The sequence below is a fragment of the Pantoea sp. X-Soil-MYKO-1785 genome (assembly GCF_059730675.1).
This window is the reverse complement of the sequence record NZ_AP036000.1, coordinates 1117289-1135686: the sequence shown is the minus strand read 5'-3', so window position 1 is coordinate 1135686 and position 18398 is coordinate 1117289. Positions and strand designations below refer to the sequence as shown.

The 18398-nt window shown below is 57.4% G+C and carries 20 protein-coding genes; 8 read left to right on the top strand and 12 right to left on the bottom strand.

Annotation, left to right across the window (positions count from 1 at the left end; all coding sequences use genetic code 11):
• Nucleotides 1-180 precede the first annotated feature (180 nt).
• Together AC6I8D_RS05225 and AC6I8D_RS05220 are read right to left on the bottom strand one after the other, a co-directional pair.
• Nucleotides 181-675, bottom strand: a complete 495-nt coding sequence (locus AC6I8D_RS05225; protein ID WP_497819752.1) for an RcnB family protein — start codon at nt 673-675, stop codon at nt 181-183.
• Nucleotides 676-1361: 686 nt separating this feature from the next.
• The gene (locus AC6I8D_RS05220) at nt 1362-2459 is read right to left on the bottom strand and encodes an ABC transporter substrate-binding protein (RefSeq protein ID WP_497819751.1); all 1098 of its coding nucleotides are present in this window, start codon (nt 2457-2459) and stop codon (nt 1362-1364) included.
• A gap of 114 nt (nt 2460-2573) precedes the next feature.
• Between AC6I8D_RS05220 and AC6I8D_RS05215 the strand changes: the two genes are divergently transcribed.
• Nucleotides 2574-3089, top strand: a complete 516-nt coding sequence (locus AC6I8D_RS05215) for a 2-thiouracil desulfurase family protein (RefSeq protein WP_497819750.1) — start codon at nt 2574-2576, stop codon at nt 3087-3089.
• Nucleotides 3090-3094: 5 nt separating this feature from the next.
• Here AC6I8D_RS05215 and AC6I8D_RS05210 read toward each other — a convergent pair whose 3' ends face one another.
• Nucleotides 3095-4384, bottom strand: a complete 1290-nt coding sequence (locus tag AC6I8D_RS05210; protein ID WP_497819749.1) for an HAAAP family serine/threonine permease — start codon at nt 4382-4384, stop codon at nt 3095-3097.
• A gap of 378 nt (nt 4385-4762) precedes the next feature.
• Between AC6I8D_RS05210 and AC6I8D_RS05205 the strand changes: the two genes are divergently transcribed.
• Complete coding sequence (locus AC6I8D_RS05205) at nt 4763-5290, top strand: hypothetical protein (RefSeq protein ID WP_497819748.1); 528 nt, start codon at nt 4763-4765, stop codon at nt 5288-5290.
• A gap of 214 nt (nt 5291-5504) precedes the next feature.
• Entirely contained in the window at nt 5505-6698 is a 1194-nt protein-coding gene (locus AC6I8D_RS05200) for a zinc-dependent alcohol dehydrogenase (RefSeq protein ID WP_312053630.1), read from the top strand.
• A 49-nt stretch (nt 6699-6747) separates the two neighbouring features.
• Here the strand turns inward: AC6I8D_RS05200 and AC6I8D_RS05195 are convergent, their stop codons facing one another.
• Complete coding sequence (locus tag AC6I8D_RS05195; RefSeq protein WP_497819747.1) at nt 6748-6960, bottom strand: hypothetical protein; 213 nt, start codon at nt 6958-6960, stop codon at nt 6748-6750.
• Nucleotides 6961-7133: 173 nt separating this feature from the next.
• A complete protein-coding gene (locus tag AC6I8D_RS05190) occupies nt 7134-7610 on the bottom strand; it encodes a DUF2938 domain-containing protein (RefSeq protein ID WP_497819746.1) in 477 nt (158 codons plus the stop codon).
• Between the two features lie 76 nt (nt 7611-7686).
• Here AC6I8D_RS05190 and AC6I8D_RS05185 point away from each other — a divergent pair, with 76 nt between their 5' ends.
• The gene (locus tag AC6I8D_RS05185; RefSeq protein ID WP_497820654.1) at nt 7687-8121 is read left to right on the top strand and encodes a helix-turn-helix domain-containing protein; all 435 of its coding nucleotides are present in this window, start codon (nt 7687-7689) and stop codon (nt 8119-8121) included.
• Nucleotides 8122-8140: 19 nt separating this feature from the next.
• On the opposite strand, the gene AC6I8D_RS05180 is transcribed toward AC6I8D_RS05185, so the two are convergent.
• Nucleotides 8141-8833, bottom strand: a complete 693-nt coding sequence (locus AC6I8D_RS05180) for a DUF421 domain-containing protein (RefSeq protein ID WP_497819745.1) — start codon at nt 8831-8833, stop codon at nt 8141-8143.
• A 5-nt stretch (nt 8834-8838) separates the two neighbouring features.
• Here AC6I8D_RS05180 and AC6I8D_RS05175 point away from each other — a divergent pair, with 5 nt between their 5' ends.
• Nucleotides 8839-9090 (top strand): hypothetical protein, encoded by a 252-nt coding sequence (locus AC6I8D_RS05175; RefSeq protein WP_312053624.1) that lies wholly within the window; start codon nt 8839-8841, stop codon nt 9088-9090.
• A gap of 355 nt (nt 9091-9445) precedes the next feature.
• The gene (locus AC6I8D_RS05170) at nt 9446-13216 is read left to right on the top strand and encodes an FAD-dependent oxidoreductase (protein WP_497819744.1); all 3771 of its coding nucleotides are present in this window, start codon (nt 9446-9448) and stop codon (nt 13214-13216) included.
• Between the two features lie 20 nt (nt 13217-13236).
• Here AC6I8D_RS05170 and AC6I8D_RS05165 read toward each other — a convergent pair whose 3' ends face one another.
• Nucleotides 13237-13563 (bottom strand): hypothetical protein, encoded by a 327-nt coding sequence (locus tag AC6I8D_RS05165; protein WP_497819743.1) that lies wholly within the window; start codon nt 13561-13563, stop codon nt 13237-13239.
• A gap of 353 nt (nt 13564-13916) precedes the next feature.
• On the opposite strand from AC6I8D_RS05165, the gene AC6I8D_RS05160 reads away from it, so the two are divergent.
• Nucleotides 13917-15146, top strand: coding sequence for an AI-2E family transporter (locus AC6I8D_RS05160; RefSeq protein WP_497819742.1), 1230 nt, complete (start codon nt 13917-13919; stop codon nt 15144-15146).
• A gap of 64 nt (nt 15147-15210) precedes the next feature.
• Here the strand turns inward: AC6I8D_RS05160 and AC6I8D_RS05155 are convergent, their stop codons facing one another.
• From AC6I8D_RS05155 to AC6I8D_RS05145, 3 genes are all read right to left on the bottom strand, one after another.
• A complete protein-coding gene (locus AC6I8D_RS05155; RefSeq protein ID WP_312053619.1) occupies nt 15211-15528 on the bottom strand; it encodes a KPN_00521 family repetitive protein in 318 nt (105 codons plus the stop codon).
• A gap of 140 nt (nt 15529-15668) precedes the next feature.
• The gene (locus tag AC6I8D_RS05150; protein ID WP_312053617.1) at nt 15669-16094 is read right to left on the bottom strand and encodes a DUF4186 domain-containing protein; all 426 of its coding nucleotides are present in this window, start codon (nt 16092-16094) and stop codon (nt 15669-15671) included.
• 18 nt (nt 16095-16112) lie between these two features.
• Nucleotides 16113-16385, bottom strand: a complete 273-nt coding sequence (locus tag AC6I8D_RS05145) for a cupin domain-containing protein (protein WP_497819741.1) — start codon at nt 16383-16385, stop codon at nt 16113-16115.
• Between the two features lie 160 nt (nt 16386-16545).
• Here AC6I8D_RS05145 and AC6I8D_RS05140 point away from each other — a divergent pair, with 160 nt between their 5' ends.
• Nucleotides 16546-17442 carry a lipid kinase gene (locus AC6I8D_RS05140; RefSeq protein ID WP_312053613.1) on the top strand — a complete coding sequence of 299 codons (897 nt, stop codon included), beginning with the start codon at nt 16546-16548 and terminating at the stop codon, nt 17440-17442.
• A gap of 35 nt (nt 17443-17477) precedes the next feature.
• Here the strand turns inward: AC6I8D_RS05140 and AC6I8D_RS05135 are convergent, their stop codons facing one another.
• Both AC6I8D_RS05135 and AC6I8D_RS05130 read right to left on the bottom strand, forming a co-directional pair.
• Entirely contained in the window at nt 17478-17711 is a 234-nt protein-coding gene (locus tag AC6I8D_RS05135; protein ID WP_031377290.1) for a hypothetical protein, read from the bottom strand.
• Between the two features lie 235 nt (nt 17712-17946).
• The gene (locus tag AC6I8D_RS05130) at nt 17947-18396 is read right to left on the bottom strand and encodes a DUF421 domain-containing protein (protein ID WP_312053610.1); all 450 of its coding nucleotides are present in this window, start codon (nt 18394-18396) and stop codon (nt 17947-17949) included.
• Between the last annotated feature and the right edge of the window lie 2 nt (nt 18397-18398).

Genomic DNA, 18398 nt, shown 5'->3' with positions numbered 1-18398 from the left:
GGTTCTGTGAGTGGACTGTCAGGATAGCCGCTGACGCGACAAAACGGAAAGTGTAAACCAGGGCCGCAGCCATCCATTACGTGCCCTTCCCTGGGCACCGTGGGTTGCAGAATGTTCGGGGGGCCGGTGTCTGCATGACGTTTATTATGAGACGGTTATTGCGTAACTTTGGTTACGGGATCAGTGGAATGCGCTGCTGAGGATCAGTGAGGTAATCACGCCCGTGGCGGCAGCAATCAGCACATAGTTGCCGTCGATGTAGGCCCAGTGTTCGCCGCGCGGTGGTTCACGTAAACCCCGGTCGTGCCAGTCGTTGATGCGGTAGCGATCGCCGCGATATTCCGCCGGAATCGGATGGCCGCGGCGGAAATCGTGACCGTTCCAGGCGAAATGATCGCGATCGGCGCGTGGGCCGTCGTTATGCCAGCCCTTATTACCGCGATCGTCGTGTCCTTTGTCGCGGTCATGGTCGCGGTCGTGGTCGCGGTCGTGGTCGCGGCCGCGCTCATCGTGTCCCTTGTCACGGTCGTGGCCGCGATTGTCAGCGTGCGATTGTTCGCCCTGCTGCCATCGCTGACCGTGGCCGTCGCCCTGGCCATCTGCCAGTGCGGTATGAGAAAAGAGCGTGCTGTATGCAAAAAGTGAAGCGATAACGGTTAAAGTTGTTTTTTTCATGGTACTGCCTCCGAAGATAACGGTAATTCAGGCACCGTTACGCATCATAGTGGCAATAATCTGGCAGACCATCATCAGTAAAAGTCTTAAAAACCGGTAACTTACACACTATTACGCTTGCTTAGCGCTTTCTTAACATCCGCCCGATTTGTCTCCATATTCTGACCATTTCCTTATTAGCCCACTATTAATCTGTTATTAACGCTCAAACAGCGGATAACCGGTCTGTGCCGGGATAACTTAAGAAAAATCTTAATTAACAGACCCAAAGAAAATCAGTAGATTATATAAAGTGCGCTATTAAGCCGAAGCGTAAATTATGCCTGCAGGATGATCCCTATATAAAAAAAACCGATCGTGAACGATCGGAAATTAACCTGCCACACCAGAAGACGAGATGAAACCCTTAATAAATAAAGGGAAAACCAGAGCACGCAACACCACATCACCAGCGCTGCCCGACTAACATAGCATTGTCTGGCTAATATGATCGTGAAAATAAATCCTGATTTACAAAAGATTGTTTAATTTCATCAGCGCTTTTTAAATTAATATTTCGACAGGTTAAAAAGTCAGGAATAAGGACAAACGTCTGGCAGAAATGAGGATGGAAATAGATCGCGATGCTGACCTGTTCAGGTCCACCAATAAGCAGGGCAGCCACTGCCGCCCTGCTGCGTGCTGTGTCAGGGGGTGCTCAGCACGATCGGCGCGTCGGGTAAGCCGGTAAAGTGGCTCACGATATGATGATAATCGGCGGTCGGATCGAGATCGCTGAAGGTCTGCGGATAGAGATCTTTCGCCAGGATCTCCATGCCAATAATGTTATACGGATGGTTGTAGAAATGATGATAGACACCGTAGACCCGCTGTTGCTTCACCGGGGCGATCTGCGCCAGCCCGGTACGGGACAGCAACCGGCTGAAGGTGGCGTTAATTTCTGGCTGGCTGGTGCCGTAACCAAACGGCAGCACGTTACTGTTGGGGCGTTTTGAGCCGGTCATGATGTAGACATCCGGCTTCATGGCGATGATTTTTTCCAGTGAGACGAAGCCGGAACTGCCTGGCAGCAGCGCTGAGCCGATATTTTTGCCGCCCACCGCTTCCACCAGCGCGCCCCAGCCATTGTGACCGTGGGTGAAGCAACAGTTATCGCTGTTGCCGGCTATCGGCTCGATAAACACCGTCGGTTTGTGCTGCACCTGCGCCACGCCCTGCTGAATCCGCTGCCAGCGCTGCTGATAAAAATCGGTATAGGCTTTGGCCTCGGCTTCGCGGTTCAGTACTTTACCAAGCAGGGTGATGCCCGCCACCGTGTTCTGCTTCGGCTGCAGCTCATCGTCGAGGAACAGCACCGGAATATGCAGATTTTTTAAGGTTGCCAGCACGCCCGACTGGGTCAGCGCCGGTTTGGCTCGCAGCTGAGCGATCATCAAATCGGGCTGCTTCGCCAGCACGCTTTCCAGGTCGACCTGCCCCTGATCGTTAAAGCCCATATCAACAATGGAAGTGGCCTGCGGCCAGCGCTGCTTCAGCAGATCCCAGGTTCGGGTGTCCTGCTTTTTGGGCAGGTTATTCCACGCCACCACCCGCTGAAACGGATTTTGCCGGTCCAGCAAGGCCAGCGCCAGAATGTCGCGTCCATCCTGCAAAATCACATGCTGCGGCTGTTTTTGCAGCGTAATGGTTTGCCCGGCGAGATCGGTCACCGTGACCGGATACGTAGTGGCCGCGCAGGTGGTTGACAACAAAATTGTGGTGGCAGCAAGCAGCCTGGTTTCCATTTTTTTCAGCACCCGGTTAAGGAATAATAATTATTCGCGTTAACTCTAACATGCTAATAAGTAACAAAAGTTAACCATTGCTGAATAGATACGTCAGCCCGGAGGGCGCTGAGCATGCAGAAGCGCGGTGAAAAAATATTGATTAGCGCCTGCCTGATGGGCTTTCGGGTGCGCTACAACGGCAGTGACAAAAAGCAGGTGCTGGCCGCGCTGACGCAGTGGCAGCGCGAGCAGCGGCTGGTGCTGCACTGCCCTGAGCTTGCTGCCGGTTTACCCACTCCGCGCCTGCCGGCTGAGATTGTCGGCGGCAGCGGTGCCGATGTGCTGGCGGGACGGGCCAGGGTAGTGGAATCAGACGGGCGGGATATGACGCAGACTTATCTGCTGGCCGCGTGGCTGGCACTCGAAACTGCTCAGCAGGAAGGATGCCGCTTTGCCCTGCTCAGCGATGGCAGCCCGACCTGCGGCAGTCAGGCCATATACGACGGCAGCTTCAGCGGCCAGCGCCAGCCCGGAGCGGGTGTCGCGGCCGCCCTGTTACGCCAGCACGGCATTGCGGTGTTCGCTGAACAGCAGGCGGGCGAACTGCTGGCCCACCTCCAGCGGATTGCGCCGCAGCTACCGGATTAAACCGCTCAGTGCGCCAGTGAGTAGAAGATGGCTGAGATGGCGATCAGGCCGGTCAGCATCACAAACAGATTACTGATTTTGCCACTGTACTGACGCATCGCCGGGACTTTCTGAATCGCGTACATCGGCATCAGGAACAGGATCATCGCAATCACCGGGCCACCGAGGGTCTCAATCATCCCGAGAATGTTGGGATCGAGAGTGGCCACCAGCCAGGTGGTGAGCAACATAAACAGTGAGGTCAGGCGGTTCAGCCGGGCGGGCGCGATCTGTTTGCCGCGGCTGCGCAGCGCCTTATTCACCATGCCGTTAAAGCCTTCACGCGCGCCCAGATAGTGCCCGAGGAACGATTTGGTGATCGCCACAATCGCAATTATCGGGCCAAGCCAGGCGATCACCGGCACCTGAAAATGGTTAGCCAGATAGGAAAGAATGGTGATGTTCTGCGCCTTGGCGGCGTGCAAATCGGCGGGCGACAGGCTCAGTACGCAGCTGAAGACAAAAAACATCACCGTTACCACCATCAGCAGATGGGCGCAGGCCAGAATGCGGGAACACTTCTTCTCAGCCGCCGCGCCATACTCTTCACGCTTCGCCACGGCAAACGACGAGATGATCGGCGAATGGTTGAAGGAGAAGACCATCACCGGGATCGCCAGCCACAGCGTCATCCATAAACCGTTGCCGCCAGGCGCAGCGCTGCTCAGGGTGGTCAGCGCGGCCCCGTGCCAGTGCGGGATCAGATAGCAGGCCATCAGCATCAGAACCGCCACAAACGGATAAACCAGCACGCTCATCGCTTTGACGATCATCTGCTCACCAAAACGCACAATCATCATCAGGCCGACAATCAACAACAGCGACAGCAGGATGCGCGGTGGCGGCACCAGTCCCAGCTGATTGACCATCAGGCTCTCAACCGTGTTGGTAATGGCAACGCTGTACATCAGCAGAATCGGGTAGATGGCAAAGAAGTAGAGCAGCGTAATCAGCTTTCCGGCACCGATGCCAAAATGCTCTTCGACCACGTCGGTGATGTCACCCGCCGGATTTTTTCCGGAGAGCACAAAGCGCGTCAGGGCGCGGTGCGCAAAGAAGGTCAGCGGAAAGGCCAGGATCGCCATAATGATCAGCGGGATCAGTCCACCCACGCCGGCATTAATCGGCAGAAACAGTACGCCGGCACCAATCGCAGTGCCGTATAAGCCCAGCATCCATAGGGTATCGGTTTTGCGCCATGCCGTATCGACGTCACTTTCAAGCGCGCCCAGCGTGCCTGTTTGCGTGGTTTTCATCTGCCCTTCCCGTTTAAAAGCCGCCAGTCATCTGACTGCCAGAGCAGAAAGCGTCAGCTTGCCGCGTCCGCTCCGGGCCAGACATCACTGCGTCAGCATTTTCGCCAGGATGGTTTCCTGACCCGCTGACGCACAGGTAATCGATTGCGTGCGCATCTTTTTACACTACCTGACGATAAAAGTTCAAGTTATGCGGTTTTATACGCATAAATCGCTGAAAAAACCGTCAGGTTGCGCGCCGTGTCACTGCCCGATAATGCCACTTTTAACGATGTTTTACCGCCCTGACATCGCCTGATAGCGCGATGAATGAGCCGGACGGGCTACGCTTTGGCTATGCTTCAGGCGTGACGCTGACACACGACACAGGAGAACAGAATGAAAATTGCCTGCCTTGGCTGGGGCTCGCTGATCTGGAAATCGGGTGCGTTGCCGGTGGCCAGCCCCTGGCATCGCGATGGTCCGCGGGTGCCGATTGAGTTTGTCCGCATCAGTGAAGGAGGTGAACTGGCGACGGCCATCTGCCTCAATGCTACGCCGGTACCGGTGTTGTGGGCCTGGCTGAATACCGCCTCACTGGCGACCGCCTGCCGCGCGCTGCGTGAGCGGGAAGGCATTCCGGAGAGCCGGGAGGATGGGCTGGGCATTCTGACGGTTACCGACACCTCAGCGGGACCGCTGGCGGAGTGGGCGCGAGCCAGAGGCATTGAAGGTTTGATCTGGACCGCACTACCCGCCTGCATGGCGGGCGTCGAAGGCCGTATTCCTGCCCTTGATGAGGCGGTGGCATACCTGCAGCGGCTGGAAGGTGACACGCGTGAACATGCGCGTCGCTACATTGAACAGGTGCCGCTCCAAATCGACACCGCTTACCGACGGGCATTCGACGCCCTGCCCGGCTGGTAACGCATCATCCCGGACTGATCGGCTATTTCGCAGCGCGATCTATAACCTTATCAAGCGGGTCGGACCGGCGCATCTGACCCTGCCGCTCTGCTTACTGGCGGGATGCTGGCTACACTTCAGGCAGGTTTCAGGTTTCAGGTTTCCTGAATCTCCCCGCTTAGTTGCCGCGTGCCAGCACGTGGTTACCGTCCACTAGCCCGCAGGAGCTTAACAGATGAAAGCATTAACCTATCACGGTCCGCATAAAGTCAGCGTTGATAACGTGCCCGATCCGGGACTTGAAGCCGCCGATGACATTATTTTGCGCGTCACCGCCACCGCGATTTGTGGCTCCGATCTGCACCTCTATCGCGGCAAGATCCCCGGCACCGGCCATGGTGATATTTTCGGTCATGAGTTTATGGGTGAAGTGGTGGAAACGGGCAGCGCCGTTACGGCCGTCGCCAAAGGCGATCGGGTGGTGATCCCGTTTGTTATCGCCTGCGGTGACTGTTTCTTCTGCCATCTGCATCAGTATGCCGCCTGCGAAACCACCAACAGCGGCCGGGGGGCGATCCTTAATCGTAAAAACATCACTCCACCCGCAGCGCTGTTTGGTTACAGCAAACTGTATGGCGGCGTGCCGGGCGGACAGGCGGAATATGTTCGGGTGCCGAAAGCCAATACCGGCCCGTTTAAAGTACCGTCACTGTTGTCAGATGAGAAAGTGCTGTTCCTCTCCGATATCCTGCCTACCGCGTGGCAGGCGGTTAAAAATGCCGACGTTAAACCGGGCTCCAGCGTGGCGATTTTTGGTGCCGGTCCGGTGGGATTACTCAGCGCCGCCTGTGCCCGCCTGGAGGGAGCCGAACAGATCTACATGATCGACCATAACGACTATCGCCTGAACTTTGCCCGCGATCGCTACGGGGTGATTCCGATCAACTTCGATCAGATCGACGATCCGGCCGGCTGGATCATTGAACACAGCGCGGGCCACCGTGGGGTCGATGCGGTAATCGATGCGGTCGGGTTTGAGGCCAAAGGCAGCCTGACGGAAACCGTGCTCAGCAACCTCAAGCTGGAAGGCAGCAGCGGAAAGGCACTGCGTCAGTGTATTGCGGCGGTACGGCGTGGCGGGATCGTCAGCGTGCCGGGCGTCTACGCTGGTTTTATTCACGGCTTCCTGTTCGGCGATGCGTTTGATAAAGGGTTGACCTTTAAGATGGGCCAGACCCACGTTCACGCCTACCTGCCCGACCTGCTTAAACTGATCGAACAGGGTCATCTTAAGCCGGAAGAGATTGTTACCCATCATCTGCCGCTGGAAGACGCCGCCCGGGGTTATGAGATTTTTGAGAAGCGACAGGAAGAGTGCCGCAAAGTGATTCTGGTGCCCGGCATGATGGCCACCCAGGCCACCCTGTAACCCGCACGCCTCGGCGCACCGGCTGCCTTCTCGCCGGTTGCGCCGGACGCTACATCCGCCACGGCCTGCATTGCAGGCTGACCCGCCGCTCCGGCCGCTCCTGCAGATGTTCATCCGGAGTATCGGCGGTATCCGCCAGGCTCCCCTGCTCCAGTAACCGTGCGCTGTGTGCGTGAGGATGACTCTCACTCATCACCTGCTGTGAAAACGCGCCAAACGATAACAGCAAAAACAGTAACGCACTGGCCAGCCTGCGACTCATCGGTGACTCCTGAAGGGGGATGGAGGTCGCTATGCTGCCCGAATCTGTTTGATTTTCTGTCAGTGGCAGGCAAAGTTATGTGGTAACCGGAAAGATGTCGCGACCGGTTTAACCGCCGTTCAATCACAATAGATCCAGCAAAAACGCCTCCTCAATACCTGTTTTGCTGCGGCTCAGGTCAGTGACTGTAGCCCGACAGCAGCTAAATAAAGTCCCAGCCCGTAAACCAGATGAGTCACAGCGCTGTTCAGCCTGGCTTTGCCCGGCACGGGCGTCTTCGACGCGGCGATCCCCCACCCGAGGGCGGGTTGCATGATGAAAAAGGGAGCCATCAGGCTAAGAAGGCCGCTTATCACTGCGCTTAATAGATCGGGATGTTCTGGCCACTGCTGGCCTTGCCACCACAGCGGAATAAAGGCAAAAGCCATTCCTGTGAGGTAGTGGACGGCCCATCCTGTAACGGTTTCGCCTTTGACTGCAGGCGTATCGTGAATGGTGTGATGAAAGTAACGTCCTTTACGCATCCACAGTATCCAGCGGCCAACGAGGGCGTAATTAAGGGAAGGTACCGCGAACAGGTAGCGTCGGGCCAGGCTCCAGCCATCCATAATAAGGGTCGCCAGCAGCCCGGTAAGCAGTATCTCAGTCACGTGAATTCTCCTGTGATAATCGTCTGATGGTATGCTGATTCAGAGGATGCAACGTGAAGTGAGGTTTAAGTCAATGATAAAAGAACTTGATATTGCTGATGTCGCCGATCGCAGCGGGCTTGCGCCTTCAGCGCTGCGTTTTTATGAAAAGAAGGGGCTGATCAAATCGATCGGCCGCAAAGGATTACGTCGGCAATACTGCGCCAGCGTGCTTGAAAAACTGGCGCTGATCACACTGGGCCGCAGCGCCGGTTTTACTCTGGATGAGATTGCCAGTCTGTTTGATGCACAGGGTAAACTCTCACTGGATCGGCTCTTGCTCATCGCTAAAGCCGACGAGATCGATAACACGATTCGTCAGTTGAAAAAGGTCCGTGATGGTTTGAGACACGTCGCGCACTGTCCTGCCAGCGATCACCTGCTATGCCCGGAATTTCAGAAAATTGTCCGGCGTATGCAATCCCGGTCAGATCGCACAACGGGTTATCACTCCAGTTCATCCGCAGCCTGACCTGACCTGACGCCCGCCGTCAGTGCAGGCGGCGGGTGTTCAGCGCGACCGACCAGCGCAGGCGCTGGCAACGCGGGCAGATCGCTTGCTGCTGACTGGCGATCTGCTGCGTCTGGCCGCAGTGGGTACAGGCATAGAGTCCGCTGTGCGGCACGGTATCGAAATCCTGGCGGTGTTCTGGCGGTAATACGCTTAACCCGGCACGCATTTCATCGTCATTGTAAAAGTAGATGCTCAGCTGACCATCCACTTCCACCAGCGCCAGCCGGATCTGCCCCAGATGCTCTACCCCACTCTGCCGCAACTCCATGTAGAACTCATCTTCTGAAATGTTCAGATGATCGAGGCTCTCCAGCACATACAATCCCTGTTTGATCAGCGTAATCACATCGCCCTGAATCAGTCGTGAAAAGCGCGGGCTGCGCGCAGTCAGCAGGGTGGTCAGCCGGTAGAGCGTCAGCAACACCACAAACACCATGATCACCGGCAACACCGGCACATCGTCATAGAAAGTGACATCACCCGACGCGGAGCCAAGCGTCAGAATGACCACCAGTTCGAACAGCGACAGCTGTCGCACCCCGCGGCGACCCGAGACTTTCAAAAAGGTGAACACCACCAGATAAGCGATCATCACTCTTGCCACCACCTCAAACAGAAAAGTGGCGGGTTGATCGTTGAGTAAGAAACGGTGCCAGTCGAATGAAAACATAAGCAGTGAAACATCCTGTCAGTCAAAAAGAGCCACGATGCCTGGGCTGGCCGGTAAACCGCCTGCCGATCGAGGCCAGTGATAAATTAATCATGCTGCTGGAAGATGAAAAGGCAAGCGAAGCAGCAGCTTTGTCGGCCGCTGAGTCTGCCCGGTTTGCATCTCATGGAAAAGGTTCACAAAGCTTAAAATGGCCCGTTATCGGTGACGTTTCGCTTATCGTCGGGCGTGAAATTTTAAAAGTTAAATTTTCCTGATTTATAACGGCCATATTTTACCGCTGTGCTTTTTCTTTTTACATCAATACATTGCGAAGGGGCCGACCTTACCTATACTTTCCAGTAAGGCTTCCATAACCTTCAGTAACTCAACGAGAAGCCAGCAATTTTTCCCGCCGATAGCGCCGCGTGTTGCTACCCGCTATCCCTCACTCGTCGTCAATGCGCCAGGCCCTGCTGCCTGCAACGCCGCGTCGGCTGATTCTGGCAAGGAGCGCCCGCCAGTACAGAGTGGCCAGACCAGCCAGTCTGCTTTACATATTGCCCCTGCCACCTGACCCGTTCCCCCACGGCTTGTCAGCGGGATAGGTGTTGCTGTTTACCGGGAGATGCCATGACCCCTTTTACCAGTTTCTGGCAGGCCGGCTATGAAGGTGCCGATCACATCAATCCTGCAGGCGTTGCGCTGTCGATGAACGACCTGAATCAACACCAGGCGCGTGCGGCAGAGGATTATGCTGCACTGGCGCCGTTCGCTATCCGAACCGTGCGCGAAAGCGTCGGCTGGCGACTGTGCGAACGGGATGGCCGCTACGACTTTTCGACCGTCGCCGCCCGGATGCAGGCGGCACAACAACAGGGCATCCAGCTCAGCTGGACCTTCTGCCATTACGGCTGGCCCGACGACCTGAACCTGTTTGACCGCGACTTTGTCAGCCGTTTTGCCGCCTTTTGCGGCGCGCTGGCGCGCTTTCTTGCGCCCTGGTATCACAGCGCGCCGGTCTATTCGCCGATGAATGAAATCTCTTTTCTCAGCTGGGGTATCTCGGTAGGCGTATTCGCCTGCGCCAGTTGCCCGCAGCCGGATCGCGCCGATGCCGCTAAACAGCAGCTGGTGCGGGCCACGCTGGCGGCCTGCGATGCGATCTGGCAGGCCGATCCCCGGGCGCGTCTGCTGCACTGCGATCCGCTGATCCACATCGTTCCCGATCCGGCCGATCCCGGCAGCGTTCAGACCGCCGCGCTGATGCGCGAAACCCAGTATCAGGCGTGGGACATGCTGAGCGGCAGGCTGCATCCTGAACTCGGAGGAGCAGAACGCTATCTCGACTTGATTGGCGTGAATTACTACCACGATAATCAGTGGCAGCAGGGATCGAATCAGCGCCTCTATTGGCACCTTGGCGACCCCCGTCGTGCGCCGTTACATCAGCTGCTCCGGCAGGTCTATCAGCGCTATCAGCGCCCGCTGCTGCTGGCGGAGACCAGTCACGTCGGCAGCGGACGCGGTGCCTGGATCGGCCAGATTGGCGCCCAGGTCGCGCAGGCGCTGCTGGCTGGCGTCGACCTGCTCGGCATCTGCCTCTATCCCATCCTTGATCGTCCTTTATGGGAGCAACCCACCTTCTGGACCCGCAGCGGCCTGTGGGATCTCGATCGTCTGGGACCCGATCCTTACGCCCGCCAGTTACAGCACCCTTACGCTGACGCTTTGCGCCAGGCGCAGCAATCGTTGCAACACATCCAACAATCACAACGGCATTGTCAGGAGTCCGCTATGAATAACCCGCCTGTACTCATTGTTTTCAGTCATCTACGTTGGGGATTTGTCTTTCAGCGTCCGCAGCAGTTGCTGACGCGCCTGGCGCAGCACTATCGGGTGCTGTTTGTTGAAGAGCCGGTCTGGCAGGCCGGGCCGCCAGGGCTGCATCAGAGTCAGCCCGCCGCCAATATTACGGTGATCCAGCCGCATACCGATATTCAGGCTGCCGGATTTCACGACAGCCAGATCGCCCCGCTGCAACTGCTGCTGGCCCCCCTGATGGACGAAGATGAACAGCCGCTGGTGTGGTTTTATACGCCGATGGCGCTGCCGTTGCTGACGCCGTTTAATCCGGCGCTGGTAATTTACGACTGCATGGATGAGCTTTCTGCTTTTCACAATGCCCCGCGCCAGCTTCAGCAGCGCGAGTCAGCGCTGATGACCCGTGCCGATCTGGTGTTTACCGGCGGCTCCAGCCTGTATGAAGCCAAACGCGATAAACATCCGCAGGTGTACTGCTTCCCGAGCAGCGTCGATGCGGTTCATTTTGAGCAGGCGCGCGATCGCAGCAACCGCCATCCGTTGCAGGATTCGATTCCCGCCCGGCGTCTTGGCTACTATGGCGTGCTGGATGAGCGCATCGATCTGCCGCTGATCGCCGCGCTGGCTGACAGTCATCCCGACTGGCAGATTATTATGGTCGGCCCGGTGGTGAAAATCGATCCGGCCAGCCTGCCGCAGCGCGACAACATTCACTGGCTCGGCCAGCAGCCTTATCAGGCGCTGCCGCAGTTCCTCGCCGGCTGGGATGTCTGCCTGATGCCATTCGCGCTCAACGCTTCGACCCGCTACATTTCGCCGACCAAAGTGCTGGAGTATATGGCGGCGCAACTGCCGATTGTCAGTACCGCCATCACCGATGTCGCCCGCCATTATGCCGATGAGGTCGCCGTCGCCGGTGATCATCAGCAGTTTATCGCCGCCTGTGAACGGGCAATCGCCCTTAGCGCTGCCGACCGGCTGGCGCTGGCGGGGAAAATGCAGGCAAAAGTCGCTGCCACCTCCTGGGACCGTACGGTGGAACAGGTATACGGGTTGATCCAGCAGGCGCTGACCCGCAAACAACCACACACCGCGGCCAGCCTGCCGCTGACCGAACCGCAGCGAACCAACGTCAGCGCCCTAACCCCGGCGATGCTGGAGAGTGCCGCGGTGGAGTGCCTGATTATCGGTGCCGGGCCGACCGGCCTGAGCGCCGGTTATCACTACGGTGAAAGCGCGGTGCTGCTGGAAAAAAATGCCACACCTGGCGGCTGGTGCCGGTCGGTTGAGGATCAGGGCTTCACCTTCGATTACGCCGGCCACATTATGTTTTCGCAGGACCCTTACGTGCTGCAGCTGTATCAGATGCTGCTGGGCGACAACCTGCACTGGCAGGCGCGTGAAGCCTGGGTCTACACCGACGGCGTCTTTACCCGCTATCCGTTCCAGTCAGCGCTGCATGGTTTGCCGGTTGAGGTGGTGAAGGAGTGCGTGCTGGGGGCGATTGAAGCGCGTTATGGCGAAAGTGCGCCGGTCGCCGTGCCGCTGGAGCGGGCGCGTCAGCGGCGTGACTGCTGCGCCGACGGGGCGCTGCCTGATGAGGGCAACGACGTCGGCGAGGTGCAGGATCAGGAAGATTTCCATCACTTTATCCTGCGTACCTGGGGTAAAGGCATCGCACGACACTTCGCCCTGCCCTACAACCAGAAGCTGTGGAAAGTGCCGCTGACCGAAATGGAAACCTCGTGGCTGGGCGGACGGGTGCCGTTGCCGGATCTGGCGCAGATTATTGATGGCGCGCTGCAACCGCTGGCGAAACCGGTCGGTCCGAATGCCCGCTTTGGCTATCCGCTGCGGGGCGGCTTCCAGGCTTTAATGTCCGGCTTTCTGCCGCATCTGAAGTGCCAGCTTGAGACCGGGGCGCGCTTGATCCGGCTGCATCCGCAGGCGCACGTTGCGCTGCTGGCCGACGGACGCCACTATCGCTATCACCAGCTGATCAGCACTATGCCGCTGCCGGAGCTGATTAAACTGATGGGCGATGAGGTGCCGGACACGGTGCAGCAGGCGGCGCAGCAGCTGCAGTTTGTTTCGGTCCGCTGCGTCAATCTGGGGATCGGCCGCACCGGGCTGACCGATAAACACTGGATTTACTATCCCGGCGATACCCTGTTTCATCGCATCTTCGTGCAGGGCAATGCCAGTCCGCACTGTAACCCGCCCGGCGGTTTCGGCTTAACCTGCGAGATCACCTACAATGCCGCCAACCCACTGCCGCTGGAGGGCGAAGCGCTGATTGAGCGCTGCCGTCAGGACTGCATCCGGGTCGGGATGATCCGCGAAGACGATCGGCTGCTGTGCGCGTCGCAGGTTGATATGCCCTACGCCTATGTGGTGTATGACCATGCGCGCAGCCGCAATGTGGCGCTGATCCGGCAGTGGCTGCTGACCCAGGATATTCACTTATCCGGCCGTTACAGCGAGTGGGAGTATTACAATTCGGATCACGCCTTCCTCGCCGGTAAACGCGCGGCGGAAAATGTCAGGATGCAGCACCTCAGCCAGCGCACGCGCGGCTAATCCCTCAGGCAGCCAGTGGCTCAGGCCACGCGCTGGCTGCATTTTGCGGCTTTCAGCGACTGCAACTGCTGCAGTCGCGTATCCGCTCTATGGCTGGCGTTGTGCTTCGCAATGCCGTTACCGATACCAAAATCCCCGATAAAGCCCATCACGGTCAGCGCATCGAAGCGGCCGGTTTGATCAATCTCACTCTGCACGTGGTGGGCTTTAACGATCGCCTGATCCAGCAGTTTACAATCCAGCACCGCCGTCTCTTCAGGCGTTACCGCAGACGCCTGCGGATACTGTTTGGTGGCGCAGCCGCTTAACAGCATCAGCAGCACGCCTGACATCACTATTCTGTTCATTATTCACCTTCATCGTTTCATTGCGCTTTGAGGATTATCGGCAGCGCCGCCCGCGAGCGTGAATCTGTTTGCTACCAATAATCGGTGAAACCGCTACGCTAGTGTAGGATTTAGCGCGTCGGCAAAGCGCTAAGCCCTGCGCGCAGCTCAGGTCATGCTGCGGGCGGCATCGGCTGGCTGATAAGCTGCGCCTTATCTTTCAATTTGTTAGTCAGAATGGTGCTGTAGCTGGCACCCTTAACAGAGTAAAATCCTGACGCGAAAGCTGCCCGATAGCGCTCGTCTGAACGAGGCTACGCGCAGCACACGCGGCAATCAGGATTATCAGGGGACGTTTACCATGAGGTTTTTCCATGCGTTTTAAAGGATTGAACATCGGTTTTTTCATTCTGATTCTGGCGATTGCTACCCTCGCCTTTTTTGAGGTGCTGTCACCCTATTTTTCGCCGATTTTATGGGCGGCGATTCTGGCGGTGATTTTCCATCCGCTCAAAACCTACCTGCGGACCCGACTGGGCGAACGTAATGGCCTGGCGGCGTTGCTGACCCTGCTCTGTATCTGCCTGATTGTGTTCACGCCGCTGGCAATTATCGCCTCCTCGCTGGTGGTCGAAACCAACGCGGTTTATCACAAGCTCCAGACTAACTCGGCGCAGTTCCCGGTGGTGTTTGCTGACCTGTTACAGCATTTGCCGCGCTGGGCGAAACATTTCCTCGCCGAAAATAATCTGGATAACGCCACGCAGATTCAGGAGAAGCTCTCGTCATTCGCCCTGAAGGGCGGCCAGTACGTCGCGGGCAGCGCCTTCATCATCGGTAAAGGCACCTTTAGCTTCACCGTGGGCTTTGGCGTAATGCTCTATCTGCTGTTTTTCCTGCTGAAAGATGGCTCATACCTGGTGCATCTGATCCTGGAAGCGCTGCCACTGTCGACCTACGTTAAGCACCACCTGCTGGTGAAATTTGCTGCGGTCGCACGTGCCACGGTGAAAGGCACGGTGGTAGTCGGGGTGGTTCAGGGGATACTCGGCGGCCTGGCGTTCTGGTTTACCGGCATCGACGGCAGCCTGCTGTGGGGTGCGCTGATGGCGTTCCTGTCACTGATTCCGGCGGTCGGTTCCGCCATCATCTGGGTACCGGCGGCGGTGTTCTTCTTTGCCACCGGCGCGCTGTGGAAAGGCCTGTTCCTGGTCGGCTTCTTTGTGGTGATTGTTGGCCTGGTGGATAACATTCTCCGTCCGCTGCTGGTCGGCAAAGATACCAAAATGCCTGACTACCTGATTCTGATCGCCACGCTGGGCGGCATGGAAATCTACGGCATTAATGGCTTTGTCATCGGCCCGGTGATCGCCGCGCTGTTTATCGCCTGCTGGAATCTGCTGTCAGGCCGCGATAACCGCGAAAACATCGAAGAGATTGATGAAGAGGTGATCGAGGAAGGCAAGAAACAGTCAGATACCGCGGCCGAAGCGGCGGCTGAAGCCGCCGCCGCTGCAGCGGATGCAGCAGCTGAAGCCGAAATCAAAGTCTCGGCATTAGCCGCCGCCGAGGCGGAAAAAACCGCCAGCACGAGCAAAAAGTAAATAAAAAAACCCACCTGACGGTGGGTTTCTTTTTCAATCTGTTCTATCCAGCAAACAGGGCGGCTTAGTTAGTCGCTTTGTTTTTCAGATCTTCAGCACCCTGCTTGGTTTTATCCCAGCCTTTCTCGGTGCCTTCTTTGGTCTTGTTCCAGCCTTTCTGCGCGCCTTCCGTCACTTTGCTGCTGGTGGCATCGCTTTTGCCTTCAGCCGCATGCTCGGACTTGAGTTTTAACTCTTCGCCCTGATGCTGGGTCTGATGCAGCTTTTCTTTCGCGGTATCCGCGCCTTTATGCGCTTCTGCAACGGTGTTGTCTGTGGTGGTCGCGGCAAAAACTGGCGAAGCCAGTAAAATAGCAGACAGTGCAATAATTGTTTTCTTCATAATTCCCTCTGTTTTGAATAGTTGCCGTGTCAGGTTTTAATCCTGGCATAGCGCGGCCAGGAAAGATTTAAGAATAAACCAGGAATGAAAAAGGGCCAGTTTCCGCCAGAAAAATCGCTATCCGCCCGATATTCACGCCCTCACCATAATGCCAGTTGCGGATCGTCATCCGGTTTTGCCTTCGCTTTCTGCGGTCGGGCAGGCGGTGCCGGTCGTTGCATCTGCTGGTCAATCCACTGCAATAACACCGCCACCAGATACGCCTGCTGCCCGGCGCTCAGCGGCTGGCCCGGCGCAATGTGGTGCCATTTACTCAGGCAGCCGCGGCAACAGATGGCGGTGGCATGCTGGGCGATAAACACCGGATGGCCGCGCATCGGTGTCTGTTTGCCGTCATTGGCCGGCCGGGCCGGGGCCAGCCGCTGGGCGATAAACTCCGCCGCATGCTGGCGCAGCACCGCCTCGCCTTTGCTGCTGGCGTAGTCATATTCTGCCCGTCCCAGCCGGAAACGCTGGCGAAACGGCGACTGTGCCAGACGGGTAAAAAGATCGTCAGAAGAGGTCATAAAGTTTCAGATTGGGCCTTAATCGTATTTGCGCCCCGCCAGATAACGCACGCCCTGCGGACCGAACGCCTCACGGTGCAGTTCGTTGGGCTGAAGATGGAACGTCTCTCCGGGGTGATAGGTGATGTCACTCTGCTCGGTGCTGATGGTGATGTCGCCACTGAGAATCAGGGCCAGCGCCTCAAAGGGATGGACATGATTATCGAGCTGGGTGGCGGCGGCGCGCTCAACCAGTACCGGCTCATCAAAACCCTGGTCGGCTAACAACGTTCTGAATTCGTGTTCCGTCATTGTTCCTCCTGCGTATGGACCTGAACATTAGCAGTGTAGACGATCTTTATTATCTGTCGGTACGCCTGTCGCGCTGCGTAAAGTAGCGCAAGGCCGGTTGTGAGTCGGCAGTGCCAGTGCTGTACTTGCCGGCTCGTTACCACCAGGAGAGACCACAGGTATGTCTGCACCGTTTAACACCGCCCTGCTACTGATCAATCAGCGCTCGCGTAAAGGGCGAACCGACGCCAGCCGGGCAAGATCGCTGCTTGCCGATGCCGGTATCACCCTGCTGCAGCCGCCCGCCGAGGATACGCGCAGCTACCCTGAGCTGATTAGCGCTTACGCCGATCGCGTTGATGCGGTGATTGTTGGCGGCGGCGACGGTACGCTCAATGCTGCCGCGCCCGGCCTGATGCAGACCGGCCTGCCACTGGGAATTTTACCGCTTGGCACCGCCAACGATTTCGCCCGCACCCTCGGTATCGGTGCCGGCCTGGAGCAGGCGGTGAAGATTATTGCTGACGGTCAGCTGCGCCCGGTCGATCTCGGTGAAGTGAATCAGCACCTGTTTCTTAACGTCTGCAGCATCGGCTTTTCAGCGGAACTGGCGCGCAATCTGACGGCGGAATCGAAAAAACGCTGGGGCATCGGCGGCTATGCGCTGGCTGCCCTGCGGCTGTTGCGCCAGAGTCGCCCGTTCAGCGCCACGCTGATCCATCAGGGCGAGCGAACGCCGATCAAAACCGTGCAGGTGTCGGTCGGCAATGGCCGGTTTTATGGCGGTGGCATGACGGTGGAACAGCGCGCGACCCCGGATGACGGCCTGCTGGATGTTTACAGTCTGGAGTTGCAGCGAAGCTGGCAGCTGATCGCCCTGCTGCCCGCGCTGCGGCGCGGCACCCACGGGCGCTGGCGTAACGTGCGGGCGTTCAGTACTACCGAACTGACCATTGAGACGCGTCGTCCTCATTACATCAATGCGGACGGCGAGATTATCGGGCAGACGCCGGCGCATTTTCGCCTGATTGCGCAGGCCCTGCGGGTTTATGCACCGTCCGCTGGAGCGGTAAAATAGCGGCTCATGCTTAACCGCCAGCCCCCTCGTCCGGTTCAGGACTCTGTTGCGTGTTGTTCAGCATAATCAATGTGTTCCGACAGATTAACCACCAGCTTTTTCGCCATCTCCAGGGTCATGCCGAAGTAGAGAGATTCCTGCTGACGTTTGGTGAACGGGGCTTTGGGATCGTGGTAGCCAAACTGCAGCACCAGCGCCTGATGACCGGTAAGCGGCCCGATGTGCCAGCCAGTGACCGGATAGAAGGTAAAACTGTTAAATTTATTCACTTTGAACCTGACCGTGAAAGCATAACGCTGATTGGGAGTCAGGCCAGCTCTGGTTATAAAAACGTGAGTGGAGAGCTGAGTCTGAACTAAATCCGCAAAATCACAAGGGGAACGGCAGAATAAGCGAAGCGTGAAGTTCGTCGGGCGGGGATGGGCTAACGCGCTGACCGGACAGGAAAAAGGCTCTGCAGACGCCGGAGCTCAACGCCTGCAGGGCCTGACAGCGCGCCGCCGATTATTTTTGCGGCAGCGGGATAATGGAAATGTGGCCGTTTACCTCCAGCACTGCATATTTTATCTGGTCAAAGCGTTCCAGTCCCTGACTCGATCGTGCCGCTTCCAGCACATCATCGGGGCTGATGCCGGTCATTTTCATCCGTTCGGTCAGTAAATTGCCATTCTCCACCAGAATCACCGGCCCGCCATCAATTGCCTGTTCGACCACCGGAAAACGGTTTTTCAGTTTCCCCAGTAAAATATCGATGGTTACCAGCGTGATAATGGTCAGGGCGGCACCGGTCACTGAAAAATCGTCACCCAGCAACGCCTGCTGGGTTGCTTCACTGATGATCAGCAGCAGGATTAAGTCGAACGAGGTCATCTGCAACAGCGTGCGTCTGCCGGCGATTTTAATCACCACCATCAGCACCAGATAAATACCCGCCGCACGTAAAACCGTTTCCATAA

Bases quoted from the DNA above. Each gene is read 5' to 3' on its own strand.
- AC6I8D_RS05225 (WP_497819752.1), bottom strand. From the start codon at position 675: ATGAAAAAAACAACTTTAACCGTTATCGCTTCACTTTTTGCATACAGC.
- AC6I8D_RS05220 (WP_497819751.1), bottom strand. From the start codon at position 2,459: ATGGAAACCAGGCTGCTTGCTGCCACCACAATTTTGTTGTCAACCACC.
- AC6I8D_RS05215 (WP_497819750.1), top strand. From the start codon at position 2,574: ATGCAGAAGCGCGGTGAAAAAATATTGATTAGCGCCTGCCTGATGGGC.
- AC6I8D_RS05210 (WP_497819749.1), bottom strand. From the start codon at position 4,384: ATGAAAACCACGCAAACAGGCACGCTGGGCGCGCTTGAAAGTGACGTC.
- AC6I8D_RS05205 (WP_497819748.1), top strand. From the start codon at position 4,763: ATGAAAATTGCCTGCCTTGGCTGGGGCTCGCTGATCTGGAAATCGGGT.
- AC6I8D_RS05200 (WP_312053630.1), top strand. From the start codon at position 5,505: ATGAAAGCATTAACCTATCACGGTCCGCATAAAGTCAGCGTTGATAAC.
- AC6I8D_RS05195 (WP_497819747.1), bottom strand. From the start codon at position 6,960: ATGAGTCGCAGGCTGGCCAGTGCGTTACTGTTTTTGCTGTTATCGTTT.
- AC6I8D_RS05180 (WP_497819745.1), bottom strand. From the start codon at position 8,833: ATGTTTTCATTCGACTGGCACCGTTTCTTACTCAACGATCAACCCGCC.
- AC6I8D_RS05170 (WP_497819744.1), top strand. From the start codon at position 9,446: ATGACCCCTTTTACCAGTTTCTGGCAGGCCGGCTATGAAGGTGCCGAT.
- AC6I8D_RS05165 (WP_497819743.1), bottom strand. From the start codon at position 13,563: ATGAACAGAATAGTGATGTCAGGCGTGCTGCTGATGCTGTTAAGCGGC.
- AC6I8D_RS05160 (WP_497819742.1), top strand. From the start codon at position 13,917: ATGCGTTTTAAAGGATTGAACATCGGTTTTTTCATTCTGATTCTGGCG.
- AC6I8D_RS05155 (WP_312053619.1), bottom strand. From the start codon at position 15,528: ATGAAGAAAACAATTATTGCACTGTCTGCTATTTTACTGGCTTCGCCA.
- AC6I8D_RS05150 (WP_312053617.1), bottom strand. From the start codon at position 16,094: ATGACCTCTTCTGACGATCTTTTTACCCGTCTGGCACAGTCGCCGTTT.
- AC6I8D_RS05145 (WP_497819741.1), bottom strand. From the start codon at position 16,385: ATGACGGAACACGAATTCAGAACGTTGTTAGCCGACCAGGGTTTTGAT.
- AC6I8D_RS05140 (WP_312053613.1), top strand. From the start codon at position 16,546: ATGTCTGCACCGTTTAACACCGCCCTGCTACTGATCAATCAGCGCTCG.
- AC6I8D_RS05130 (WP_312053610.1), bottom strand. From the start codon at position 18,396: ATGGAAACGGTTTTACGTGCGGCGGGTATTTATCTGGTGCTGATGGTG.